At 43.3% G+C, this 25,133-nt stretch carries 10 protein-coding genes; 9 read left to right on the top strand and 1 reads right to left on the bottom strand.

Translation table 11 applies throughout. The annotated features are described in order from the left end of the window. The first annotated feature begins 14 nt into the window (after positions 1 to 14). The 8 genes from C5I45_RS12245 (at position 15) to lpdA (ending at position 23,575) form a co-directional block, all read left to right on the top strand. A complete protein-coding gene (locus C5I45_RS12245) occupies positions 15 to 5,726 on the top strand; it encodes a type I polyketide synthase (RefSeq protein WP_107994409.1) in 5,712 nt (1,903 codons plus the stop codon). Further along, positions 5,726 to 13,108 carry an SDR family NAD(P)-dependent oxidoreductase gene (locus C5I45_RS12240; protein ID WP_107994408.1) on the top strand — a complete coding sequence of 2,461 codons (7,383 nt, stop codon included), beginning with the start codon at positions 5,726 to 5,728 and terminating at the stop codon, positions 13,106 to 13,108. Before C5I45_RS12245 ends, C5I45_RS12240 begins: the two co-directional genes overlap by 1 nt. A 50-nt stretch (positions 13,109 to 13,158) precedes the next feature. Further along, positions 13,159 to 17,013, top strand: a complete 3,855-nt coding sequence (locus tag C5I45_RS12235) for an alpha/beta fold hydrolase (RefSeq protein ID WP_107994407.1) — start codon at positions 13,159 to 13,161, stop codon at positions 17,011 to 17,013. Between the two features lie 32 nt (positions 17,014 to 17,045). Further along, positions 17,046 to 18,137: a serine hydrolase domain-containing protein gene (locus C5I45_RS12230; protein WP_024085261.1), complete on the top strand. Its 1,092-nt coding sequence runs from the start codon at positions 17,046 to 17,048 to the stop codon at positions 18,135 to 18,137. Between the two features lie 471 nt (positions 18,138 to 18,608). Next, positions 18,609 to 19,724 (top strand): pyruvate dehydrogenase (acetyl-transferring) E1 component subunit alpha, encoded by a 1,116-nt coding sequence (pdhA, locus tag C5I45_RS12225; protein WP_003154530.1) that lies wholly within the window; start codon positions 18,609 to 18,611, stop codon positions 19,722 to 19,724. A 3-nt stretch (positions 19,725 to 19,727) separates the two neighbouring features. Then, positions 19,728 to 20,705, top strand: coding sequence for a pyruvate dehydrogenase complex E1 component subunit beta (gene pdhB / locus C5I45_RS12220; protein WP_003154528.1), 978 nt, complete (start codon positions 19,728 to 19,730; stop codon positions 20,703 to 20,705). A 124-nt stretch (positions 20,706 to 20,829) separates the two neighbouring features. Then, on the top strand, positions 20,830 to 22,158 hold the full coding sequence (gene pdhC, locus C5I45_RS12215) for a pyruvate dehydrogenase complex dihydrolipoyllysine-residue acetyltransferase (protein WP_003154526.1): 1,329 nt from the start codon (positions 20,830 to 20,832) through the stop codon (positions 22,156 to 22,158). Between the two features lie 4 nt (positions 22,159 to 22,162). Further along, positions 22,163 to 23,575, top strand: a complete 1,413-nt coding sequence (gene lpdA, locus C5I45_RS12210) for a dihydrolipoyl dehydrogenase (RefSeq protein ID WP_107994406.1) — start codon at positions 22,163 to 22,165, stop codon at positions 23,573 to 23,575. Between the two features lie 47 nt (positions 23,576 to 23,622). On the opposite strand, the gene C5I45_RS12205 is transcribed toward lpdA, so the two are convergent. Further along, positions 23,623 to 23,997, bottom strand: a complete 375-nt coding sequence (locus tag C5I45_RS12205; protein ID WP_003154522.1) for a hypothetical protein — start codon at positions 23,995 to 23,997, stop codon at positions 23,623 to 23,625. 247 nt (positions 23,998 to 24,244) lie between these two features. Between C5I45_RS12205 and C5I45_RS12200 the strand changes: the two genes are divergently transcribed. Next, positions 24,245 to 25,036 (top strand): polysaccharide deacetylase family protein, encoded by a 792-nt coding sequence (locus C5I45_RS12200; protein WP_044053179.1) that lies wholly within the window; start codon positions 24,245 to 24,247, stop codon positions 25,034 to 25,036. Positions 25,037 to 25,133 lie beyond the last annotated feature (97 nt).

Below are 25,133 nucleotides of genomic sequence, written 5' to 3'. Positions count from 1 at the left end.
AAGGAATGAGACAGGTGGCCAGTAATCAAAACTATCAGTTCACATTAACAATTAAACATACGGACTATATTGTCAGGGATCACCGGGTGCATGGCACCCGGATTATACCCGGTGTCACATTTTTAGATATGATATACCGTATGGCGCTGAGTAAAGGTTTGCCTATTGAAGAACTCGAGTGTCAGAATATTTTGTATTTGGAACCTGTAGCAACATCGGACACCTTTGACAGAGAAATCCGCATCCGTTTTCAGGGATTGGAACAGGGATGGGAAATCCAGGCGAAGAGCAGAAAGGTAAAAGATGACCGGATTCTGGATGAAAGCTGGGATGAGAATATGAACTGCAGGCTCATGCAGAAATTCCCGGAAAGCATGAGTTCAATTCATATCGATGAAATCAAACATGCCTCCGTCCGTGAAGCCGATATGGAGATATGCTATGACTATTTAAAAAAGGTTGATATAGAGCATTTTGAATTTATGAAGAGTCTGGGGAAGGTTTATGCGTCTGATCATTCTGTACTTGCAGAGTTGTCGCTCAGCCAAATTGCCAAACAATATACCGGCTATTTTCAATTGCATCCCACTTTTCTTGATGCGTCTACCATCATATCGATCCTTTATCAGGCATGTCCCGAATATTTTACACAAGGATCTCCGGCAAGCCGGATGAAAACGTATATTCCCATTCATATTGAATCTTTCCGTATGACGAAGCGCCTGGAAGACAGGTGTTATGTGTACATAGAGAAGCAAGACCAAAATCATGATTCAGGGGATGTCATCCAAGTCAGTTACGGTTTGTACGATGCACACGGGGAGATGATCGCTTATTTTACACGGCTGTCTGTGAAACATATTCGCTCAAAAGATTTAATTGAAAATCTGAAGCAGACTCGTTTAGAAACTGAAGCGGCTTCTCAGCCAAAAGACGGCCTGATGAGAAAAGATTCAATCATAGATCGAAGCGAAAGCATTGAGACACACCTTAAAGAATTAATATCCGGGGTTTCAAATATAGATCTGCGTGACATAAGGACAGACATTGGTTTTTATGAACAAGGCCTGGATTCCGCTTCTTTGCTTGCCATTGTCAAAGAACTTGAAAACAAAACAGGGGAACAGCTGTATCCTACACTCCTGTTTGAGCAGAAAACGATCCGGGAACTCGCCGCGTATATTAAAGAAAATCAAAAAATGTCCAGTTATTTCTTAACGCAAAATCAACCGGCTGAAAAGCCTGACATGAAAGAAAGTAAGAACGAAAATCTTTCCGCTCTTATAACAGAAGGAGACATTCAGCAGCTGATCGCAGACATCAAAGGGACTGCCCCTGAAACACTCTCTGTGGTAAAAGGTTTTTATGAACAAGGCCTGGATTCCGTCACACTTATGCAAGCCGTAAAGGCATTGGAGGAGAAAACAGGCAGGGAACTGTACCCTACTTTATTGTTTGAGTATCCGACGATTCAAAAACTTGCAAATTATTTTGCGGAGAGCGGCGAAAAGACTTCCGTTGACAAAGACCTCCCTCTACATCATGGAGAGAATCATACGGCTCTGACCTATTTAACGCCGTATTGGAGACAAAAGGCTGCCGCTTGGGACCCGCATTGCGGAAATAAAAAGAAAAGAACATGTCTGCTGTTTCAATATGACAGAGAGCTTTTTCATTTTATGCGGGAAAATGCTGAAAATGGATTCGAAAATACACAGATCATTCTCGTTTTATCAGGGAATCGTTTCTCCTATCACGGAGACGGTGTTTATGAGATAGATCACAGGGAGGAAGCCCACTTTGACAGGCTTGCAGCTGATCTGAAAAAAAGGGGGCAAATGCCCGACACCGTGGTGTACGGGTGGCCGGAAGGATCATTTGCCGACCCGGAAAAAATAAGTGAACAGCTTTATAAAGGGGCTTACCCGCTATTCTTTTTCAGCCGGGCATTGATGCGCAGCAAGGCGGAAAAAAAGGTTGTATCGCTTTTCCTTTATCCGGCGGACCATAAAAATGATCAGCCGCTTTACGCTTCAGTCCATGGCGCAGGGCAGTCTATTTTGCTTGAGAACCCGAAACTGGCCCTTAAGACAATCGGGATATCAGTTTCAGACAAGACATCGTTGCCGGCTCTTACAGCTGAAATCATCAGATGCGAATCAACTGAAGCGCATCCGGGAGAAACCGATCTTTATTATGAAGGAAATGTGCGCTGGGTCCGTGCCTTACGGGAAGCGGAACCGGCTCAAAACTCAAGTTTCTCCTTTAAAGAAAACGGAGTATACATGATTACAGGAGGGGCCGGCGGCTTAGGCCTTATATTTGCAGAACATATCGCAGCGCAAACGAAAGCCAATATTATTTTAGCGGGCCGTTCTGAACTGACGGAAGACAAAAAGAACAAAATCAGCCGAATGAAAGCAGGCGGTTCTTCCGTTCAATATATAAGAGGAGATTTTTCAGATAGCCGCGATGCAGAGCGAATCATAAAAACTATTAAAAGGAAATTCGGAGAAATCAACGGTGTGATACACAGTGCCGGTGTGACGCACGACGCTTTATTGATTCAAAAATCAAAAGATGAAATTCAGGAAGTGATCGCTCCGAAAATAAATGGGACGGTCTTATTGGACAGCTTGCTGCAAACCGAACCTTTGGACTTCTTTGTGATGTTTTCATCAAGCAGCTCGATGTACGGGAATATCGGACAGACGGATTATGCATTGGCTAACCGGTTCATCGATCTTTTTGCTGAGTGGCGTGAAGGAATGAGGCGGAAAAAAGAACGCTCCGGCGTCTCAGTAGCCATCGGCTGGCCGCTATGGGAAGACGGCGGCATGAAAGTGGATAAACAAACTGAAAAATGGATGAAACAAAAAATCGGTATGGTTCCCCTTAGTAAAACCAATGGGATCAAAGCTTTTCAAGATTCACTCTCTCTGAACGCATCACAGCTGATCGTGTTTGAAGGTGACAAAGAAAAATTGGAATCTGCACTTCAAGATACCTTCATGGTGGATGAAAGCCGTGAGATCCAAATAAATGAAACAGCTGATACAAGGCATCAAGACATTGCCATTATCGGTTTAAGCGGAAAGTATCCGATGGCTGAAGACTTACCTGAATTTTGGGAGAATTTAAAGAGCGGAAAAGATTGTATTACAGAAATCCCGCCTGACCGCTGGAATATAGATGATTTCTTCAGCGAAGACAGAGATATGAAAGGGAAGTCTTACAGCAAGTGGGGAGGTTTTATCAGCGGAGCCGATCAATTTGATCCGCTTTTCTTTCATATTTCCCCACGGGAAGCAGAACTTATGGATCCCCAGGAAAGGCTCTTTTTAGAAACGGCCAAAAATTGTTTTGAAGACTCAGGGTACCCGAGAAACATGCTGGAAAAGATGAAAGTCGGTGTATTTGTCGGTGCAATGTGGGGCCAATATCAACTATTTGAAGGAGAAGAAAACGGAGCGGCTTTCTCGCCGGCTTCCGTCTATTCTTCAATTGCCAATCGGGTGTCTTATTATTTTCATTTAAAAGGTCCGAGTTTGGCTCTGGATACAATGTGCTCTTCATCATTGACCTCTATTCATTACGCATGCCAAAGCATACATTGCGGAGAGAGCGATATGGCATTAGCCGGCGGAGTGAATTTGTCAATACATCCGAATAAATATAAGTTCCTCAGCATGGGACAGTTTCTATCAAGTGACGGCAGATGCCGGAGTTTTGGAAAAGACGGAAGCGGTTACGTTCCCGGTGAGGGAGTCGGAGCCGTATTGTTAAAACCATTGAAAAAAGCAATAGAAGATCAAGATCAAATATACGGCGTGATTAAGGGAAGCGCCGTTAACCATGGAGGAAAGACGAGCGGGTATTCCATACCGAATCCGGATGCGCAGGCGGAGGTCATTTCAGAAGCGCTTCGTAAAGCTGACATTGAACCAAACACCGTCAATTATATTGAAGCGCATGGAACAGGGACATCATTAGGCGATCCGATTGAAATTCAAGGACTCAAAGATTCCTATCAATTGAACCATCCTTGCGCCATCGGTTCGGTGAAATCCAATATCGGACATTTAGAATCTGCGGCAGGAATCGCTGCGGTAACGAAAGTGCTTCTCCAAATGAAGAATAAGCAGCTTGTTCCTTCTCTGCATTCCGATATTGTTAATCCGTTTATAGATTTTGATCAGGTTCCTTTTCAAGTCCAGCGGAAAGCGGCTGAATGGAATATTCCGCAAAACAGCCATGCTGTTCATCCTTTGAGAGCCGGGGTAAGCGCTTTTGGGGCAGGAGGAACAAACGCGCATCTAATATTGGAAGCGTATGAGCCGCCAAAAGCTTTTGATCATCAAAGCGGCCGAGTGATCTTTGTTTTATCGGCTCAAGACAAACAACGGCTGATAAAATATGCAAAGGTTATGGCTGATTTTCTATCAGAAAATGAATCGAAGGATAACAATCATAAACTGCGTCTTCAGGATATTGCCTATACACTTCAGACGGGACGCGATCATATGGAAGAACGGCTGGCGATAGTGGCAGATTCCGGGCAGGTCATTGCTGAAGAGCTTTCAGCTTATATCAGGGGTGAAAAAAGCAGCTTGAGCCATACCGGTAATACATTCGAATCAGAAGTTCACAATGAAATGCCTCACGTTTGTTCAGATTACGCCGAAGCAGCATCCAAATGGGTAAATGGAAGAAAGATAGATTGGGAGACTTTTGAGGTGAATCGGAATGCCCGCAGGATTTCTATTCCGGGACAACCGCTGATCAAACAGCGGTATTGGATAGCGGAAAAAGGGGAAGCACTTGTTTCAGCGGATGTGAGTAAGACGGGTCACCCTTTCTTGGGGAGTAACACGTCCGATTTTCATCAGTTCAGTTTCACGAAAAAAATCAGCCGTAATCATCCGTTCGCACTAAGTCTGTCTGAAGGAAACGTGTCCTTTTTCCCTTATGCATCTTTGGCTGAAATGGCTATCGTCAATGCAGCGGCGGCATTTGGACAACCAGTTCAAACATTGACCGATTTATTGTGGAACGAAAGCATGAACGGAATGACAGATATACGGGAACTGATGATTACGCTGACGCCTGAGCGTGACTTTGCGCGGTTTGACATATATGCAAACACAAAAAATGAGAATAAAGTACGACTTGCCAGCGGAAATGCGCATATGGTTAAGCCTGAAAGCGGTATGCTTCCTGAAGCGCTTGATATTGCTGAAGTCAAATCAGAAATGACTGAACATCCGGCTGAAGCGCCTTTTGTCATTGAATCAGCGAAAAACAGTGACGGAATGCTGTCGCTTCATTCAATGCCGGATGAGCTTTATGCAAAAAGAGAAAATTTTACGATTTCTCCTGAAGCGCTTGAGTCCGCGATTCAAGCCAGTGCATTTTTTGTCAGCGGAGAAACCTTCCCGGAATTGATCGGAATGGGAGCGGCGGATGTCTATCAGCCTCTCGCTCAAAATTTTTATGTTTATACTCAAAAAGTGAACAGGCAGAACAGCCGTGATGTAACGTGTCATATGACATTTACAGATGGAAACGGAAGCATTCTGGCGGAGTGCAGAGATGTGAGATTCAGATATGGTCATGAAAAAGACACTGTTCAGACGGACGATGAACTCATTCGTCTCCTGCGTCAATTGGAAACCAATGGTATTGATCAGAAGGCTGTATTGAAACAATTAATGGGGGAAGAATGATGAACGGAAAACGTGAACAAATCAGCGATATTCTTGATCTGATTCAAACAGGACAAATGTCGGCTGACGAAGGCTATGCCCGTGTGACATCCATTCAGAATCAAAAATCACGGGCATCGAACCATCCTCTTTTATATTACAAGCCGGAATGGACAGAATCGTTCATTCCGAGTACGAAGAGCGTACCCTTGACGGGATTGCTCCTGATTTTTGCAGAAAATGAACGGCAAATACAAGAATTGAGCGGTTTGTTTAAGGACTGCACTCTCTTGTTTGTCATCCGCGGAGAAGAATTTGCTGTTTTACATGATGATACGATTTGTATGAACCACGTGAAAAAAGACGATTATCTAAAGCTGTTCCGATACATTCATGATCATTATCAGCCGCCCGAAAAGATTCTTCACTTGTGGTCTGATTCTCAGGCTGACATGAGTAAGGGAGGTATACAGAAACAATTGGAAAACGGATTGTTTTCTCTTCTGTATATTACACAGGCGCTGATTGAATTAAAATGGAAAAAGATAATAAAACTGACGCATATTTTTCAAACTCAGAATAAAGAACAACTGCCGCTGCATCATGCTCTCGGCGGATTGGTGAAAACCGTTCACCAGGAACACCCCAATTTTCACTATCAGATTATCAATATCACTCAATCAGAGGGTGCGGGAGCCGCTCTTCCAGCAATAGCTGATATATATCAGAGAGAGTGTGACGAAAAACGGGATATCCACTTTGAAGTGCGCTATGAAAACGGCAGACGTTTTACGAAAAGCTATAATAAAGCCGGCTCATTCGATTTAACCCAGCCGCTGAAACATCATGGGAATTATCTGATTACAGGAGGCCTGGGCGGTCTCGGTTATATACTGGCAAAACATCTGTCGGAAAAATGGAAAGCGAATCTCATATTGACAGGGCGCTCTGATTTAACTGAAGAGCAGAAAAAAAAGATCGAATATTTAAGAAGCTCAGGTTCAACAATTGAATACATCCGATCTGATGTTTCAAAACAAAGTGATGCTGAACGGATGTTTGCTTTTGCAAAAGAGCAGTTCGGCACCTTGCATGGAGTATTTCACAGTGCCGGCGTACTCCGTGACTCTTTTATCTTAAGAAAGACAAAAGAAGAAATGGATCAAGTCACAGGTTCGAAAGTTTATGGCACGCTCTGGCTGGCGGAAGAAATCAAAAAAATGAAAGTTGAATTACTTGTCTTGTTTTCATCCACATCGGCAGTCTTCGGATCAGCCGGCCAATGTGACTATGCTTTCGCCAATGCCTTTTTGGATCAGTATGCAGCAGTTATGACCGCAAAAGAGTCTGCCGAAAGGGTGGTGTCAGTCAATTGGCCGCTATGGACTTCCGGCGGGATGAATATTGACGATGAAGGAATATCCTACATGAAACAGGAACTCGGCCTTGACCCGCTAGATGACGGTGACGGAATACAGGCTCTGGAGAACAGCTTGTGTCAATCATCTGAACAGCTGATTGCCCTGAAAGGCCGAAAAGAAAAGATTGAGGATGTGCTGAAGCGTGCCGGCACAATCAGCTTACATTCAGACCAGCAGGAAGATGCCGATTTGCAAAGCGATGAATTAAGACAAAATATCATCAGCTATCTAAAAAATATAATGTCCGAAGAATTAAAATTACCGGCCTCACTCATAGATGAAAAACAATACCTGGAGAAATACGGCATTGATTCAGTGATGATCATGCGTCTGACCAAAAAGCTGGAGCAAAGTATCGGCAGATTGTCGAAAACATTATTTTTTGAATATCATTCCATATCGCAGTTAGCCGAATATTTCCTGAGTCATCACGGCGAACGAATGATGAAACTGCTGAACCCGGCCGGCAAATCTGAGCTTGTTTCATATGAAAAAAAGCAAAAAAGAAAACCAGTGGAAACAAAAGCGCCGGCACGCTCTGAAGGAGAAGGTTCAAAAGAGCACATTGCGGCCGATCCCCTTTCTGCTGATATAGCCATTATCGGTGTCAGCGGCAGATACCCGGGTGCGGAAAACATCAGAGAGTTCCAGAATGTGCTGATGAATGGACGGGATTGCGTAAGCGAAATTCCTGATGACCGGAAGGAAATGCTCGAGGGAAGCTGCTATAAGTGGGGAGGTTTTCTGAAAAATCCAGACCGGTTTGATCCTTTATTTTTCCGGATATCACCGAAAGAAGCGGCTTTTCTTGATCCTCAGGAACGTCTCTTTCTAGAGACGGTGTACAATACCATAGAGGATGCGGGTTATAAACCTTCAGATCTGACCCGCAAAAAGGTCGGAGTATTTGCAGGCGTCACATATGGAAGCTATCAATTTTTCGGCGTTGAAGAATCACTTAAAGGAAATGAACTGGCCGTCGGGTCTCCATTTTCTGCAATAGCAAACAGAATATCGTATTTCTTTAATTTTAAGGGGCCGAGTATGGCGGTGGATACAATGTGTTCATCCTCTCTTAACGCCATTCACTTAGCCTGTGAAAGTATACGAAGAGGAGAAAGCACACTTGCTGTTGCGGGCGGAGTCAATCTTACGCTTCATCCGAATAAATATACATTATTAAATCAAAGCCGCTTCTTTGCAAGTGATGGCCGATGCCGTACATTCGGCGAGGGCGGTGACGGTTATGTACCGGGAGAAGGAGTGGGCTCCGTACTTTTAAAGCCGGCGGCGGAAGCGGTAAGGGACGGAGATCATATTTATGCGCTGATTAAAGCGACAGCGGTCAATCACGGAGGGAGAACAAACGGTTTTACGGTTCCTAATCCAAATGGTCAGTCTGAACTGATACAGGACGCGCTTCAGAAAGCTTGTATTGACCCTCGTACAATTAGTTATATTGAAGCTCACGGAACGGGAACTTCTCTGGGAGATCCGATTGAGATCACCGGATTAACAAAAGCGTTTCGGGAATTTACGGAGCACACTCAATATTGTTCAATCGGTTCTGTCAAATCAAATATCGGTCATCTTGAGGCCGCAGCGGGAATTGCCGGTTTGACAAAGGTTCTTTTGCAAATGAAATTGAAAAAACTGTTTCCTTCCATACATGCGGAGACGTTGAATCCAAATATTGATTTTAAAGCATCTCCCTTTTATGTACAGCGGTCATTGCAAGACTGGAAGAAACCGAAACTGCAGGAAAACGGAAAAACAGTAACTGTTCCGAGAAGAGCGGGAATCAGCTCATTCGGAGCAGGAGGAACGAATGTTCATATCATTATAGAAGAATATGAAGAAACAAACGTCTCAACAGAACATGTTGAGAACGAACCGCATATTGTCCTGTTATCTGCCAAAGACAATGAACGTCTTCTTGAGTATGCCGAAAACATGAAAGATTTTATTCAGCGTTCACTAAGTCCTGAAGTAAAGGATAAACAGCCTGATATGAAAGAAAAGGTGAATGAAGTACTCAAACCGTTTGTTTCGGAATTGCTTCATATTCATCCGGAAGAAATTAATATTTCTGATCACCTGAGTGAATTTGGCGTAGGTCCTTTGGAATTAAGCCGGATGGCGGATTTTATTAACGAAATGTTTCATATTGAACTCACGATGTATGAATTAACGGATTGCCCCTCCATTCAAGCGGTTACTGAATACTTACTGAAGGAATATGCCGGAGCGATAAGAGACATGTTCCCGAATGAAGTGATGGAAGGCGGCCAATCGGAAAGCGTCGTTTTACGGGATCTGGCATACACTACACAATCGGGCAGAGAAGCGATGGAGGCCAGAGCGGCGATTACCGGTACCTCTCTTAAAGAAATGAAAGATAAATTATCTCAGTTTTGCCGCGGTGACAAGCAAGTTCCAGGCGTATATGTTAATCAGCAATCAGATGCATTTGCTGAAAAAATGAAGGCGTTAACGGAAGGCAGAGCAGGCGAATTGTTTGTAAAGACCATTATTGAGAACGGTGAAGCGGAAAAGCTGGCTCAATTATGGGTTTGGGGGGCGGATATCGACTGGAAATCCGTTCATCAACATTTACAGCAGCCGGGTAAACGGATCTCAATTCCGACTTATCCGTTTGCAAAAGAACGTTATTGGGTTCCGTCCAGGACTGAGAGGACAGAGATCCCTCAGCATTCTTCTCAACATCACTTGCAAAAAAAATGGAGGGAGAATCCGTTTGTAAATCCATCCGAAACAAAAGAGTACGGACTGACAGTCGCATTTGTGAATCAAGACACAGAATCAATTGCCCGCACCATTTGTCCGGATATAGATCAGGAGAATTTGATTGTCATAAAACATCACTCTTCATTTATAAAACACTCTGATCAAATGTTTGAGTGTTCTTTATTAGATGAAACCCACGCATACGACGTTATCTGTGAGATCTTCTCGGGCGGTGAGCGGCAGGTCGAAAATATATTTGATTTCTCAGATATCGGAAACCAGAGTGAAAATCAGAACGGCATCCCATATGGTAAATTCTTATTTATACAAGAAATAATTAAGCGGAGTAAAAAGGAAACACCATTATCCATTTTACAACTAACCAATGGCTTGCAGGTATTTAAAGCGGAAAAACCAAAGCTGACGGGTGCAGAATCAGCGGCTTTTCTGAAAGCCCTTTCTGCGGAATACGGCTTTGTTCATGTGAAAACAATAGATATAGACAGCATGAAAGAAACGCATAAGCTGAAACAAATCTTTGAGATTGAAAGGGCGCAATGTACCGGAGAGAATGAAGTATGCTACCGCAGCGGCGTCAGGTATGTTCCGTATTTTGAAGAAGAAAGAATCCATACCGGCGGCGGTCCTGTTTCATTTCCTGCGGATAAAGCCATCGTCATTACCGGCGGGACAGGGGGCATTGGCAGAGCAATAGCTGAAGATTTGGTGAAACGGGGAGTGAAAAAACTCGTGCTGACGGGTACACGTCCATTACCTTTGCGAAGTGAATGGGATCATTTGCTGAAAGAGGGCAGACAGGACGAAAAGACAGTCAGCAATATAAAACTGTTTCAAAGTTTTGAAGAAAAAGGTGTCGACTATCTGTATTACAGCGGTTCTCTCACAAATGAAGAGAAGCTTCGATCATTCTTTCACCAAGTAAGCCTTGAATTTAAAGATATTAGCGGTGTCATACACTGTGCCGGACTGCACAGCGGCGGAAATCCGGCCTTTATTCATAAAAGAATGAGTGAATTTAAGACGGTGTACGGGCCGAAAGTCACTGGACTTCAGAATTTGGAGCGGATTTTTAATAATAGGCCGCTGGATTTCTTTATTCTGTTTTCATCAATTGCAGCACAGTCACCCAAACTGTCGAAAGGAATGACTGATTACGCGTCTGCAAATGCATATATGGACTATTTCGCGGCTTATCATTTTCAAAAGGGGAGAACGTATTTCACGTCCATCAATTGGCCGAGCTGGAAAGAAGTCGGAATGGGTACTGTGACGAGTCCTTTATATGATGAATTGGGATTGGACTCTCTATCCACGCGGGAAGGACTGGCGATTTTGTATCATGCACTGGAGAAAAAATCGGCCAATATCATTCCTATCGTGAAAAAAGGAACAGTGTTTCATGCAGACAGTCTCCTGAACATCAATAAAACCGGCAAGGCTTCATTTCCAGCCCGAAGACAGGAGACTCCCGGCACTTTTGATCATTCAGAAGGGCTTGTCAGTGAACTTTCTGCCGTATTTGCCGAGGAATTGAGCATACCCCTTGAAAAGCTTAACCCAAATACGGATTTTCAGGAATACGGTGTGGATTCTATACTTCTTGTCAGCATTATACATCGTATAGAAGCAATGATTCAGAAAAAAATCGACCCTACTGTGCTTCTTGAACACAACACGATTCATGGTCTCGCGGAATATATCGGTAAGACGGCGCCGCCGTTGAAAAAACAAATCGAACAGACTGATTCTCAAAGCAGCAATCAGCATGATATGCAGTCTGTGACGAGCCGAAATACAGAACCGCAGACGGCTTCCTCTGCAAAGATAGCTGTTATCGGAATCGGATGTAAGTTTCCGGGCGCGGCTGATAAAGAGGAATTTTGGGACAATCTGAGAAAAGGGAAGAATCATATTAAAGAAGTACCTGATTCCCGGTGGAATATAGAAGAAAATTACTCTCCGATGCAGCAAAAGGGAAAAAGCATCAGCAAATGGGGAGGATTTATCAATGGAATCGACAGCTTCGATCCGGAGTATTTCCGTATGGAAGAGGAGAAAGCCATCCAAACGGATCCGCTGATAAGACATTTCTTAGAAACGAGTGTACAGACTGTACGGGATGCCGGTTATGAAGAAACAGAATTATCGGGAAAAAAAGTCGGCGTATTTGTCGGTTCCAGAATGGGCGGCTACGGTCACAAACTGCCGAAAGAAAGCAGCAGCCACATCGTCGGGCTTAGTCAAAACTTTATTGCTTCACATGTGTCGCATTTCTTTAATTTTCACGGTCCAAGCATGGTGTCTGATACCGCTTGTTCTTCTTCATTAGTCAGCATTCATTTAGCCTGCCAAAGCATAAAAAACGGTGATTCAGAAATGGCGCTGGCAGGAGGGGCGGATCTGCTTTTGGATGAAATTCCTTACCTGATGTTAACAGAAGGAGGAGCTCTTTCGCCGGACGGTCAGTGTTTTACTTTTGATGAAAGGGCAAACGGCTTTGTACCCGGAGAGGGTTTTGGCGCTGTTCTGTTAAAACCGCTGGAGAAAGCAAAAGCTGACGGAGATCGGATATACGGTATCATTGAAGCATCAGCTATTAATAACGACGGTGCGACAATGGGGATTACGACTCCGAATCCTAAGCTTCAAGAGCAGGTTATTCAAGATGCATTTGAAAAAGCCGATATCACTCCCGGATCAGTCAGCTACGTCGAAACTCACGGCACAGGCACGATGATTGGAGATCCGATTGAGCTTCAGGCTCTGACAAAAGTATTCCGAAGAGACACAAACAAAACGCAATTTTGCGGAGTAGGAAGTGTAAAAACCAATATCGGACACTTATTAAGCGCCGCCGGAGCGGCAAGTTTCATTAAAGTGATTTTATCAATATGGCATAAGGAAATTCCGCCTACATTGAATTGTGAAACGCCAAATCCCCGCTTTGAATTTGAAAAGTCGCCTTTTTATCCGAATACAGAACTGAGAAGCTGGAAGGATGGAAAACGGAGGGCGGGCATCAGCGCTTTCGGTTTCGGCGGAACAAACGCCCACCTTTTGGTAAGCGGCCTGGATGATTCATATCATTCCGTCAGAACTCCGCTGCCGCCTGCCGAGTTTGTCAGAAAAGAGTACTGGCCGGATTCAAATCGAAAAAAACAAATCAAACAGAATAAAAAACGGCTTCTTGAAATTATTGATGAAACAGAGTAGCACCTGCTCTGTTTCTTTACTTTGTAAAAGAAGAAAGGTTGTCGAGTTGCATGAGGTTCAGCGTATTAGTCAAACATGACGATTATATTGTTTCAGACCATGTCCTTCATCAAGTGCGTACGATACCCGGCGTAACGTATCTGGATTTAATAACACGATTTTTAGCTGAGAAAGGGATATCACCCCGAAGTTTTGAAATCAAACATGTTTTATTCCGTGAACCTGTTGCGACGTCAGTCCATTTTGATAAAAAAGTCACCTTCCAGTTTACGGAACAAGAAAACGGCTGGCTTGTTGAAACAACAAGCAGGAAATGGGTCGCTGAAAAGGCGGAAGGTGAAGCGTCAGTCAACTTGCAGGCGGAAATCATAAGAAAAAATGCGATAAACGAAAAGACAATTTCAATCGAAGCATTAAAGAAAGGGGCCGTCCGGACTTCGGCTGCTGAAGCCGCCTATCGTAATTTGCGCAGGGGCGGCCTGATTCATAAAGATTTTATGAAATTGGAAGGTACGGTATATGAAGGTGAAAATTATATTCTGGGAGAGGTCAGTTTAAGCGGACTTTCAAAAGAATATACAGATGACTTTTACATGCACCCCGCATTTTTGGATGGATCTCTCAGCCTGTTGGGAGTCCTTACATCAGACTTGCCGGATGAAGGAACAAATGCGTTTATCCCTATATATATTGAGACATTCCGGGCACTGCATAAAACAACCGGGTCTTGTTTTGTGTATATTGATAAAAACAGTATAACGCAGCCGCCTTCTAAAGACATTTTATATGCGGACATAGAAGTATACAGGCCTGATGGAGAGCTTGCTTTTTATTATGAGCGATTCGGTGTGAAAAGAGTCAGAAATGAAAAATCAATACAAAGGCTGGAGCATTCCCAAAAAGCTAAAGACGTCGGCAGTGTAACGAACAATAAAGAAATGATCAGAAATAATTTAATCCAAGAGATAGCCGGCATGATTGAAAAGCCTGCTGAAACGGTGAAGAATGATATTTCCTTTTACGAGATGGGCTTGGATTCTAAACAATTATTAGACTTATCCAAAAAATTAGAACTGTTGTTAGGTTCAAAGCTGTACCCGACTTTATTATTTGATTACTCCACAATCGGTGAATTGACGGAATATCTGCAGGAGAAATACGGAGCTCGCGTTACAGACTCTATCTCTGATACAGTTCAGCACCAAGACAGTCAAAAAACATTAACAGATGAGCTGTCATCCATTATTGGAGATGTGACAAACACGCCGCCAAATAAAGCGGACAAACATCAATCTTTTTACGAACTGGGTCTTGACTCAAAACAGCTGCTTCATATATCGAAAATGCTCGAGGAAAGATTAGATACACAACTGTATCCGACATTGCTTTTTGATTATAACAATATTCATGATTTAGCAGCTTATTTAGAAGAAAAATATGATGTGCGTAATACGCCGGCCGCAGCTTTTAAAGAAAAAACGCAAACGAAAGAGCCGTCTGAAAAGCCGATGCTTGAATCTTTATATTTACAAAAAGAATGGATAGAATCGCCATTAAAGTCCGGAGAAGTGCCTAAGGAAAATACATTGATTTTCGATTTCGGCAGTTCATTGAGTGATGAAATCCGAAAGTACATCGGCAGTGAAAATGTTATTTATGCGGAAGCCGCCGCTGAATATGAAATGGTAAATGAAAAGCATTATAAATTTAATCCGGAGCAGTCTGCTCATTACACCAGACTGTTAGATGATATGAAAAAGTCCGGAGCGTTTCCGGCGTCAATCATTCATTACCTGTCAAAACAAGCTTATACTGAGGCAGCGTTAGATTTGACTCACAGCTTTTATTCAATCCTTTATTTAAGCAAAGCGTTGATCCATCAAAAAATAAAAGATAACATCAACCTTTTGTACGTACATGACAAGGATCAATATACAAATCCGATTTACGCCGCGATTGGAGGCTTTTTTAAAACGCTTAATGCGGAGCAGCCGAATATAAAGTGTAAAACGGTTGAGATTTCTTCAAGACAAACCATTGAAAAAGCATCTTTGCTTCTCAATGAATTAAGTGCCGGACATCATGAGGCTGTGAAATATGACGGCGATCAAAAAAGGCGGGTGACAGCATACAAAGATGCTTCGCTGCAACCAGGGCAAAAGGCCGCAAAGTTTGTAAAAAACGGAGTGTATCTCATAATCGGAGGGTTAAGCGGCATCGGCTGGATTATTTCAGCGTTTATTTATGCAAATCACGGAGCCAACGTTATCATTGCCGGACGATCGAAAATGACAGCAGAAATGGAAGAAAAATTAGACAGCATCCGATATGACGGGGCAAACATTTCTTACATCCAGGCTGACATGTCAGATAAACAGCAGGTCATCAATTTAGCGGAAAAAATTCATGCTGATTATTCCGAAATCAACGGGGTCATTTACAGTGCAGGCGTGTTAAAAGACTCTTTCATTCTGAATAAAACAGACGCGGAAGCTCAGGCGGTGCTGCAATCAAAGGTCAATGGTGTGATTCATTTGGATGAAGCGCTCAGAAATATGCCTTTAGACTTTTTTGTTTTGTTTTCTTCCATCTCTTCAGAAATCGGAAGTCTGGGTCAAGCCGATTACGCCTACGCCAATCGTTTTCTGGAGCATTTTGCCGAGTGGAGGGAATGTATGAGAAAGGAGGAGGGCAGATCAGGAAAAACCATCGCTGTAAATTGGCCTTTCTGGAAAGACGGAGGCATGTCAGTTGATCCCGGCATTCAAGACATTATGAAAACCGAGTACGGACTTCACCCATTAGAAAATACTGCCGGAATCAAAGCTTTTGAACACTCGCTTCTCGGCCAAGGCCACCAGCTGATCGTGTTATACGGAGAAAAAGAAAAAATACAAAATGATTTCAATCCGTTATCCGCCCGTTCAGCACCGCCTCTGGTAAGAGATTCAGCGATTGCAGCCGATTTTGATGCTTCGTCAATCGTTACGGAAGAAGAAGCTGAAAGTCCTTTCCGAATACTCGGCACAGCTTCCAATCGTCATCTCGACGATTATTTGCATTATTGGAGCAGACTGAAGAAAGGAGCCCTTCAGCACGATCAAAGCGATGCCGCAAAAAAACTCATCGCTTTTTACCAGACAGAAGAAACGGAAACCGTTCATTTTCTGGCAAACACAGAAAATGCCCGGCATATGGAAATATTGATGAGCGGTAAGGGTGAAACAATTTTACTGATTTGCGGTTTTGCTACCACTGCTTACATGTGGAAAGAACAAATGAAGGAGTGGGCAGACCAATTTAATGTAATTGTCATACACACACCGGGTTACGGGCTGAGTGAGGGGAGCGCCGATTTTACACTGAGCGGGCTGGCTCAGACTTTTATTGAAGTGCTGAACGAGATAGGGGTTGCTTGGCCGATCCACATTGCGGCAGCTTCTTGGGGAGGCATGATAGGACAGAGGATAGCCTATGAATACCCTGAAAAAGTAAAAACACTCATTCTTTCCGGAAGTTACACCGAATACGAAGAAGACCCTGAAAGCAGTGTTGAGGAAAAACTGAAAAATGATTTTATAGCTATAGGAAAATCGCATGAATATGAAAGTTTATACAGGAATCAATTCTTAAATGCTTCTATTGAACGTTTTATGAAGATACATCAACAAGAAGGCTATTCTACGATCGGCTTTTTAAAAGACATTTATACAAGAACGCTTATCCTTACGGGAGAGAAGGAAAGCGTAGTTGATCAGAAAGAAACAAAAAGGCTGAAGAAACTGCTGAGCAATGCAGAATTAAAGAAAATTAAGGGAGCGGGGCATCTTCCGAACATCACACACCCGGAAGAATTTAATAAAGCGGTGTCAGAATTCATCAAGAAATCAGTAAGTAAGGGATGAAAACGATACATACAGTACAGGGGGAGAAAACAATGAAACAAACAATAAGCAATCCGGCATTTGATATGAAACAAATTAACGCTCTTAACAGCCATTATCAGACGATGATAGACAATGGAGATCTGCAATGTGCGAGTTATATGATATCAAGAGGAGGCGAGGTTTTTGCGGCTGAGTCGTTAGGGGAATTTACCGGCGGACAAAAAGAAAAGCAAACATTTCAGCTTGATACAATCAGAGAAATCGGTTCTTTGACAAAAGTGTTTACCGCTGCAGCCGTCATGCAGCTCGTCGAAAAAGGTCTGCTCGATCTGAAAATGCCGGTCAAGCTCATTTTGCCTGCATTTGATAAACCGGGTTTCGGAGACATTAAAATTTTACACCTTTTGACTCATACGGCGGGATTAAGTTTTGAGCTGGATATTCAAAAGGCTGAAGGCATTGACTTAACGAATGAGGAAGAATGGATAAGCTATCTGGTCAGTACGCCTTTAGAGTACGGAGTGGATGAAGCATGGAACTATTCCAGAACCGGCTTTGTCATACTTGGCATCATTATTTCCAAAGTAACAGGCATGTCCTACGAACAGTATGTAACAAAGCATATTATTGAAGCGCTCGGATTAGAAAGAACGTTTTTTTATGTGCCTGATGCTTTAAAAGAAGAAGTTTGTGTGATCAATGAGCACGAGTGCGTACAGCTGGAAAAAAGTCATCACCCGTATTTTCCGAATAAAGCGACAAGCGGTCTGTACTCTTCATTGGAAGATATTTGGAAGTTAGCTGAAATGTTTAGAAATAAAGGCAGATTGAAAGATAAGAAGCTGCTTGGAAGAAAAACAGTCGAGGCCATGCTGAGAAATCAAATAAAGCCCGGTCTTCCTTTTTACTTCTTCGGAGCGCCAAGAGAGGAGGGCGGCTTTGGTTTAGGCATTAATTTGTGGCCGGCCGGTGACCATTATTTCATGACAGAAGGCACGTTCTCACATCTTGGAATGGGTTGGTGCGGCATGTTTTCTGATCCAGCCGAAGATTTTACGTATGTATTTTTCACTCCGATTTCCGAGTTTCATCCTCATGCCGTACTGACGCCGCTGAATATCGTGTGGGCGGGTATTGAATAATTAGACAAAAGCATCGTCCCGCCTGTCCGGCAGGCGGGACGATTGCTAACTGCCCGTTTTTATCCCGCGGCACCTTCTCAAAGCCCGCCCTCGAAGTTAAATAACTTAATTTACTCTTTGTAATTTTTTTTAATTATAGTACAGTAGAGCGTTTTTATAATACAGTTTAAAGTCTTTTATAGTACAGTTTGACGCAGTATGATCTTAAGTTTTATAAGCGGTTTCAAAATAAGGTTATAAATAATTGACGGCTTTGTTTAATTACTGTAAACTATGGTTGTTGATCATATTGTACTAATAAAAAATCTTTTTTTATTAGTACAGTTTAAACGTCATTATCTTTGCTTAAGCGCTATGTGAATTTCTGAATGATTAATTTTAGAATTGCAGAGCATGATAAGACTGTTTTTAATACGGATGGCTAAACGGTATCCTAACCCTGTTAAATCAAAAGAAGAGGTGGTTTAAAAAATGGCTGCAAAGACAAAAACTTCAATTGTTGATAGCAAAAAACAATTTGATGCTATTAATAAGCAGTTTGAAACGTTCCAAATTTTAAATGCTGAAGGAGAAGTCGTAAATAAAGACGCAATGCCTGATCTTTCAGATGATCAGTTAAAGGAATTAATGAGAAGAATGGTGTATATCCGCATTTTAGACCAGCGTTCAATTTCTCTTTCCCGTCAAGGACGTTTAGGTTTCTATGCACCGACAGCGGGCCAGGAAGCTTCTCAAATTGCATCACACTTCGCGCTTGAACAGGACGACTTTATCCTTCCGGGTTATCGTGACGTTCCTCAGCTGATTTGGCACGGGCTTCCTTTACATCAGGCATTCCTGTTCTCAAGAGGCCATTTTAAAGGTAATCAGATGCCTGAGGGAGTAAACGCTTTATCACCTCAAATTATTATTGGTGCTCAAATTATTCAAACCGCAGGTGTAGCTTTAGGTCTTAAAAAGCGCGGTAAAAAAGCGGTTGCTATTACTTACACTGGTGACGGCGGAGCTTCTCAAGGTGACTTCTATGAAGGAATGAACTTTGCCGGAGCATTTAAAGCGCCGGCGATCTTCGTTGTTCAGAATAACCGCTATGCGATTTCAACTCCTGTAGAAAAGCAATCATCCGCACAGACAATTGCCCAAAAAGCAGTTGCCGTCGGTATTACAGGTGTTCAAGTAGACGGAATGGACGCACTAGCCGTTTACGCTGCAACTGCAGAAGCACGCCAGCGCGCAATTAACGGTGAAGGTCCGACTCTGATTGAAACTCTTACATTCCGTTACGGACCTCATACAATGTCCGGTGACGATCCGACTAAATACCGTACGAAAGAAATAGAAAATGAATGGGAGCAAAAAGACCCGCTCGTACGTTTCCGCAAGTTCTTGGAAAACAAAGGACTATGGTCTGAAGAAGAAGAGAACAAAGTGATTGAACAGGCCAAAGAAGAAATCAAACAAGCTATCAAAAAGGCTGACGGCGAATCAAAACCGAAAGTAACAGAGCTGATTGAGAATATGTTTGAAGAGCCGACGTTCAACTTGAAAGAACAACTTGAAATTTACAAAGCGAAGGAGTCGAAGTAAGCCATGGCGCAAATGACAATGATTCAAGCGATCACTGATGCGTTACGCACAGAACTGAAAAACAATGAAAACGTTCTGCTTTTCGGGGAAGATGTAGGCGTTGCCGGAGGCGTATTCCGTGCAACTGAAGGCCTTCAAAAAGAATTCGGTGAGGACCGCGTATTTGACACGCCGCTTGCTGAATCCGGTATCGGCGGTCTCGCTCTCGGTTTAGGCCTGCAAGATTACCGTCCTGTTATGGAAATCCAGTTCTTCGGATTCGTATATGAAGTAATGGATTCAATCTCAGGACAAATGGCTCGTCTCCGCTACCGTTCCGGCGGACGCTGGACTTCTCCGGTGACAATCCGTTCTCCATTCGGCGGAGGGGTTCATACACCTGAACTTCACGCTGACAGTTTGGAAGGCCTTATCGCTCAGCAGCCGGGTATTAAAGTTGTTATCCCTTCCACTCCTTACGATGCAAAAGGACTGCTGATTGCCTCTATCAGAGACAATGATCCGGTTGTTTTCTTAGAGCATATGAAACTTTACCGTTCTTTCCGTCAGGAAGTTCCTGAAGAGGAATACACAATCGAGCTTGGCAAAGCTGATGTGAAACGCGAAGGTACTGACCTTTCTATCATCACATACGGCGCGATGGTTCATGAGTCGCTTAAGGCTGCTGAAGAGCTTGAAAAAGAAGGCGTTTCTGCTGAAGTTATCGACCTTCGCACTGTAAGTCCGCTTGATATTGATACGATTATTGCTTCTGTTGAAAAAACAGGCCGCGCAATTGTCGTGCAGGAAGCTCAAAAACAAGCCGGCATCGCTGCCAACGTTGTAGCTGAAATCAATGACCGCGCGATTCTGAGCCTGGAAGCTCCGGTTCTGCGTGTTGCGGCGCCTGATACAGTATTTCCTTTCTCGCTTGCTGAGAGCGTATGGCTTCCAAACCATAAAGACGTTCTTGAAACTGCGAAAAAAGTTCTTGAATTTTAATCAGGCATCTTAAAAGACGGTAAAGAGAGTCCTTTTCTCTTATGATGAAGGAGTCTGTTTACTAGGTTCAATGCTTGCGTATGCATAACTAAAATTTGCTTAATCAACTAGGAGGTCGAAAACTGTGGCATTTGAATTTAAACTTCCGGATATCGGGGAAGGTATCCACGAAGGCGAAATCGTAAAATGGTTTGTGAAGCCGAACGACGAGGTAGAAGAAGACGATGTTCTGGCTGAAGTGCAAAATGATAAAGCAGTGGTAGAAATTCCTTCACCTGTTAAAGGAAAAGTATTAGAATTAAAAGTTGAAGAGGGAACAGTTGCAACTGTTGGACAAACGATTATTACGTTTGACGCACCTGGTTACGAAGATCTTCAATTTAAAGGAAGCCATGATTCAGGAGAGGCGAAAACTGAGGCTCAAGTTCAGTCGTCTGCTGAAGCAGGGCAGGATATCTCTAAAGAAGAGACTCCTAAAGAGCCTGCAAAAGAAACCGGCGCAGGACAGCAGGACCAAGCGGAAGCTGATCCGAACAAACGCGTGATCGCGATGCCTTCCGTACGCAAATATGCCCGTGAAAAAGGCGTGGATATCCGTAAAGTAACAGGTTCAGGCAATAACGGACGTGTTGTAAAAGAAGATATCGACAGCTTTGCAAATGGAGGAGCGGCTCAAGAAGCGGCACCGCAAGAAACAGCTGCACCTCAGGAAACAGCTAAACCTGCAGCAGCTCAGGCTCCTGAAGGCGAATTCCCTGAAACACGCGAAAAAATGAGCGGTATCCGTAAAGCGATTGCGAAAGCAATGGTGAACTCTAAGCATACTGCACCGCACGTAACTCTTATGGATGAAGTTGACGTAACAAATCTTGTTGCTCACCGTAAACAGTTCAAACAAGTTGCTGCTGATCAAGGCATCAAGCTGACTTATCTGCCTTACGTCGTCAAAGCATTAACATCCGCTTTGAAAAAATTCCCTGTTTTAAACACATCGATTGATGATAAAACAGATGAAGTGATCCAAAAACATTACTTCAACATCGGAATTGCAGCGGATACCGAAAAAGGCCTGCTTGTGCCGGTAGTGAAAAATGCCGACCGTAAAGCCGTTTTCGAAATCTCTGATGAAATCAACAGCCTTGCTACAAAAGCGCGTGAAGGCAAGCTTGCACCTGCGGAAATGAAAGGCGCTTCTTGCACGATCACAAATATCGGTTCTGCCGGAGGCCAATGGTTCACACCGGTTATCAACCACCCAGAGGTTGCGATTCTCGGTATCGGCCGTATTGCTGAAAAAGCGATCGTCCGTGACGGTGAAATTGTAGCTGCTCCTGTCTTAGCTCTTTCTCTCAGCTTTGACCACCGTATGATTGACGGAGCAACTGCACAAAATGCGTTAAACCACATCAAGCGTTTACTGAACGATCCACAACTTATTTTAATGGAGGCGTAATGTTATGGTAGTAGGAGATTTCCCTATTGAAACAGATACTCTTGTGATTGGTGCGGGACCCGGCGGCTATGTAGCTGCCATCCGCGCTGCTCAGCTTGGACAAAAAGTAACAGTCGTTGAAAAAGCAACTCTTGGAGGCGTTTGTCTGAACGTCGGCTGTATTCCTTCAAAAGCGCTCATCAATGCAGGCCATCGTTACGAGAATGCAAAACATTCAGATGACATGGGAATCACTGCTGAGAACGTAACGGTTGACTTTACAAAAGTCCAAGAATGGAAAGCTTCTGTTGTAAATAAGCTTACCGGCGGTGTTGCAGGTCTTTTAAAAGGAAATAAAGTGGACGTTGTAAACGGGGAAGCTTATTTCGTAGACAGCAACTCTGTCCGCGTAATGGATGAGAACTCTGCGCAAACATACACATTTAAAAACGCGATCATTGCTACCGGTTCTCGTCCTATCGAATTGCCAAACTTCAAATATAGCGAACGCGTTCTGAACTCTACAGGCGCACTGGCGCTTAAAGAAATTCCGAAAAAGCTCGTTGTTATCGGCGGCGGGTATATCGGTACTGAGCTTGGAACAGCGTATGCGAACTTCGGAACTGAATTGGTTATTTTAGAAGGCGGAGATGAAATTCTTCCTGGCTTCGAAAAACAAATGAGTTCTCTCGTTACCCGCAGACTGAAGAAAAAAGGCAACGTTGAAATCCATACAGGCGCCATGGCTAAAGGCGTTGAGGAAAGACCTGACGGCGTAACAGTTACATTCGAAGTAAAAGGCGAAGAAAAAACGGTTGATGCTGATTACGTATTAATCACTGTCGGACGCCGTCCGAACACTGATGAGCTCGGCCTTGAGCAAGTCGGTATCGAAATGACTGACCGCGGTGTCATTAAAACAGACAAGCAGTGCCGCACAAACGTACCGAACATTTACGCAATCGGTGACATCATTGAGGGACCTCCTTTGGCTCACAAAGCGTCTTACGAAGGTAAAATCGCTGCGGAAGCTATTTCAGGAGAGCCGGCTGAAATCGATTACCTCGGTATTCCGGCGGTTGTATTCTCTGAGCCTGAACTGGCTTCTGTCGGTTACACTGAAGCACAGGCGAAAGAAGAAGGCATTGAAGTCGTTGCAGCTAAGTTCCCGTTTGCAGCAAACGGACGTGCGCTGTCTCTTAACGAAACTGACGGCTTCATGAAGCTGATCACCCGTAAAGAAGATGGTCTTGTAATCGGTGCGCAAATTGCCGGCGCAAGCGCTTCTGACATGATTTCTGAATTGAGCCTGGCGATCGAAGGCGGAATGACTGCTGAAGATATCGCAATGACAATTCACGCTCACCCGACATTGGGCGAAATCACTATGGAAGCTGCCGAAGTAGCAATCGGAAGCCCGATCCACATCGTAAAATAATGATGTAACAAAGAAACAGCCCCCGTTTATAAAAGCGGGGGCTGTTTTTATTGTGCAAGCACATGCTGCATAGGTTTGATGATATCCTCTTTTTTCTTTACGGATCCCTCAATCTTCATGACCACATGCCGATGATTGATCACCATCAGCGCAGGGAACGTGTTGATTTCCTCTTCCCATCCCTTTCTGTTGTCATAAACCTTCATTTGATCGACATGATGGGGATATTTCTTTTCTAAATCAAGAATCGCATCGTAATAAGGAACTTCTTTATCTATATGATTTTCATCGGAAAAAAACAAGATTTGAGTGTGATGAATGCTGTCGATCCGGTTATTTTTGAATGGACTGACAGTAGAAACCGAACAGCTTGACAGAACGAACAGCATCAAAAAAAAGGGAATCACCGTACGGTAGCGCATCTATCTTACTCCTCTGTTTTATATAATATATTGGTTCATCCATTTATAAGGACTATATCAAGTGTATCACGAGAGGTGAAAAACCTAAGGCTTGTTACTGAATTGTTATATAATTGAAACCGTTTTTAATGAAGAAATAATACGTGTGACAACTTGCACAGCCGATGTGTAAAAAAGGCACATTGTTTTTCGTGAGAGCGCTGTTTTTTCGTTATACTGGGGGCAAAACCATATCAGGAGGGATTGCATGTATAAAGCCATTGCAGCCGTCATATGTATGTGCTTACTCGCCGGCTGCCAATCAAATGAAAAGCTGCAAACAAACAAACCCCATTCTCAAGCCGCGGCCAATCATGCCAAACGGGAAAACCATCATACAAAAGAGAAAAAACAGAAGGCGGAGCCCCGTTACTATATCAATCCGAAAACCTTTTCTGTGGAAAAAATGGATGAACAGAAAGAGAAAAAACCGATCGCATTGGTAACGATCGATGACGCGCCTGATCAGCATGCCGCTGAGATTGCGGACAAACTGCATGATCTCAATGCGTCAGCGATCTTTTTTGTAAACGGACATTTTTTGAAAAAAGATGAAAATAAGAAAGCGCTTAAGCATATTCATGAGTTAGGTTTTATGATCGGAAATCATACAATGACTCATCAAAACTTAAAAGATCTTTCCGAACAAAAACAACGGGAAGAAATCATTGGCGTCAATAAAGCGGTTGAAAAGGTAATAGGAGAGAAACCCGCATTTTTCAGGGCGCCTTTCGGAAGCAATACGGACTACAGTGACAGACTTATAAAAAAAGAAGGTATGGTGAAAATGAACTGGACCTTCGGGTATGATTGGGATCAGAAATATCAATCCAAAAAAGCGCTTACCGATATCACACTGAGCAGTCCTTACCTGCGGGACGGCGCCAACATATTGATGCATGACCGGAAATGGACGGCTGAAGCCATGCCGGACATTGTAAAAGGATTGCGTCATAAAGGATATACCGTGATTGACCCTCGAGCTATAAAAAGACCGTAAAAAATAAATGTGTTATACAATTTATCAGTTGACATATTAAATGTGACATAATAATATAATAACAACAAGTAAAAATTAAGCGTTTTCAAATTCTGAG

Source organism: Bacillus sp. ZY-1-1 (assembly GCF_003047165.1).
GTDB classification, from domain to species: domain Bacteria; phylum Bacillota; class Bacilli; order Bacillales; family Bacillaceae; genus Bacillus; species Bacillus velezensis.
Note: the sequence above shows the minus strand (reverse complement) of the source record. Positions and strands in the feature narration are given on the sequence as shown.

Coding starts and splice junctions, on each gene's coding strand:
- pdhB (WP_003154528.1), top strand. CDS start 19,728: ATGGCGCAAATGACAATGATTCAAGCGATCACTGATGCGTTACGCACA.
- C5I45_RS12240 (WP_107994408.1), top strand. CDS start 5,726: ATGAACGGAAAACGTGAACAAATCAGCGATATTCTTGATCTGATTCAA.
- lpdA (WP_107994406.1), top strand. CDS start 22,163: ATGGTAGTAGGAGATTTCCCTATTGAAACAGATACTCTTGTGATTGGT.
- C5I45_RS12235 (WP_107994407.1), top strand. CDS start 13,159: ATGAGGTTCAGCGTATTAGTCAAACATGACGATTATATTGTTTCAGAC.
- C5I45_RS12230 (WP_024085261.1), top strand. CDS start 17,046: ATGAAACAAACAATAAGCAATCCGGCATTTGATATGAAACAAATTAAC.
- C5I45_RS12205 (WP_003154522.1), bottom strand. CDS start 23,997: ATGCGCTACCGTACGGTGATTCCCTTTTTTTTGATGCTGTTCGTTCTG.
- pdhA (WP_003154530.1), top strand. CDS start 18,609: ATGGCTGCAAAGACAAAAACTTCAATTGTTGATAGCAAAAAACAATTT.
- C5I45_RS12200 (WP_044053179.1), top strand. CDS start 24,245: ATGTATAAAGCCATTGCAGCCGTCATATGTATGTGCTTACTCGCCGGC.